This window comes from Achromobacter pulmonis, assembly GCF_002885955.2.
Classification (GTDB): Bacteria; Pseudomonadota; Gammaproteobacteria; order Burkholderiales; family Burkholderiaceae_B; genus Achromobacter; species Achromobacter pulmonis_A.
The window spans coordinates 1-1,984 of sequence record NZ_POQS01000030.1 but is presented as its reverse complement, the minus strand read 5'-3'; the positions used below and the strand labels follow the sequence as shown (position 1 = coordinate 1,984).

Here is a 1,984-nt window from a genome sequence, read left to right as displayed (position 1 = left end):
TTGATATCGATTCTCCGGGTGGCGAAGCCTCGGGCAGTTTCGAGTTGGCCCGCCGTGTGCGCGAGGTGGCAGCCATGAAACCCGTCTGGGCGGTGGCCAACGATGCCGCTTATTCAGCGGCCTATGCGATTGCCGCCAGCGCCCAGCGACTGTTCGTGACCGAGACGGGAGGTGTCGGCTCGATCGGCGTCATCGCCCTGCATGTCGACCAGTCGGTGAAAGACGCCAAGGATGGCTATCGGTTCACCGCCATCACGGCAGGTGCTCACAAGAACGACTACTCACCGCACGAGCCGTTGTCCGATGCTGCCAAGACAGAGCTGCAAGGCGAAGTGGACCGGCTGTATTCCATCTTCACCGATCACGTGTCCGCCATGCGCGGCCTGGACGTTGATGCCGTGCGCGCCACTGAGGCTGGACTCTTCTTCGGCAGCAATGCTGTGGCCCAAGGACTTGCCGATGGCCTCCAGACGTTGGAGGCCACCCTCAGCGAATTTCACTCGTATCTCAACGCCCGTAACCATTCGCCGTCTCAGGTGCGGGGCGTCATCCGTGCTGAGGCGGCATTTCCCCATAAGGAGTTATCTATGTCTGAAATGCAAGACACCCCCGACAAAAATCGCTCTGAAACGATCGGCGTTGATGAGGCTGCGGCCCTGATTGCTGAAGCCCGTCGCGAAGTGACCCAGGCTGCCCAGGCCATTGCCGAGGTTTGCATGCTCGCTGGCTGTCCCGAGCGTGCGGCTGAATTCATCGCGGCTGGCAAGACCGAGGCCGATGTTCGGCGTGTGCTCATTGATGCCCGTGCCGCACGTTCCGAGGCCGATGACATCCGTTCGACCATCACCGTGGATGCCGGTACGCAAAACCTCGATCGGCCGGAAGCCTCGCCCATCGTGGCCGCCGTCAAAAAGCTGACGGCCCAGGCCTGACGCACCCGACCCAGAAAGAACTGACCCATGACCCCCATCACCGAACCCCACAACCTCGGCGACCTGTTGAAGTACGAAGCCCCCAACCGCTATTCGCGCGACGTCGCCACCATCGCCGCTGGCCAGAACCTGCCTTTGGGCACCGTGCTCGGCCGCAACGCCAGCGATGGCAAGCACTACGCCATCGACTCGGCCGCCACCGACGGCACCGAGTCGGCAGTCGGCGTGCTCGCCAACGCGATCGATGCCACCAATGCCGACCGCAGCGACGCCATCCTGATCGCCCGCCACGCCATCGTGGCCAAGACTGCGCTGGTCTGGCCGATCTCACTCACTGGTGCCCAGCGCACGGCTTACGAACAGCAGCTGGCCGAGCGCGGCGTGCTGGTGCGTGAATCCGCCTGACCTTCGCCACTTACAGCCCGTCCCCCCATCCCCGAACCCGCCTGGCCGTCTGGCTTGCGCGGGTTTCGTCATTTCTGGAGCCCCGAATGAACAACCCGTTTCTGAACCCCGGTTTCTCGATGGCCAGCCTGACTGCTGCCATCAACCTCATCCCCAACCGCTACGGCCGCCTGGAAGCCTTGAACCTGTTTCCGGCCAAGCCGGTGCGCACCCGCCAGATCATCGTCGAGGAGTATGCCGGCAAGCTCAATCTGTTGCCCACCAAGCCGCCTGGCTCGCCCGGCACCGTGGGTGAGCGCGGCAAACGCAAGCTGCGCTCCTTCGTCATTCCGCACATCCCGCACGACGATGTGGTCCTGCCCGAAGAAGTCCAGGGCATTCGTACCTTCGGCTCCGAGACCGAGATGGAGGCCATCTCCGGCGTGCTCGCTCGTCACCTGGAGACCATGCGCAACAAGCACGCCATCACGCTCGAGCATCTGCGTATGGGTGCATTGAAGGGTGAAATCCTGGATGCCGATGGCAGCGTCATCAGCAACCTGTTCACCGAATTCCAGATCACGCCGCAATCGGTCAACTTCGATCTGGCCAATGCCAACAGCGAGGTCAAGGGCCACTGCTACGACCTGCTGACCAAGATTGAAGAC

The 1,984-nt window shown here is 62.7% G+C and carries 3 protein-coding genes; all 3 read left to right on the top strand.

Annotation, left to right across the window (positions count from 1 at the left end):
* Nucleotides 1-932, top strand: a 932-nt coding sequence (locus tag C1I89_RS33520) for a S49 family peptidase (protein ID WP_102776408.1), incomplete at its 5' end; no start/stop codon positions are given.
* A gap of 27 nt (nucleotides 933-959) precedes the next feature.
* Entirely contained in the window at nucleotides 960-1,337 is a 378-nt protein-coding gene (locus C1I89_RS33515) for a head decoration protein (RefSeq protein ID WP_102776303.1), read from the top strand.
* 86 nt (nucleotides 1,338-1,423) lie between these two features.
* Nucleotides 1,424-1,984: major capsid protein (locus C1I89_RS33510; RefSeq protein WP_146196986.1), on the top strand; the 561-nt coding region annotated here is incomplete at its 3' end.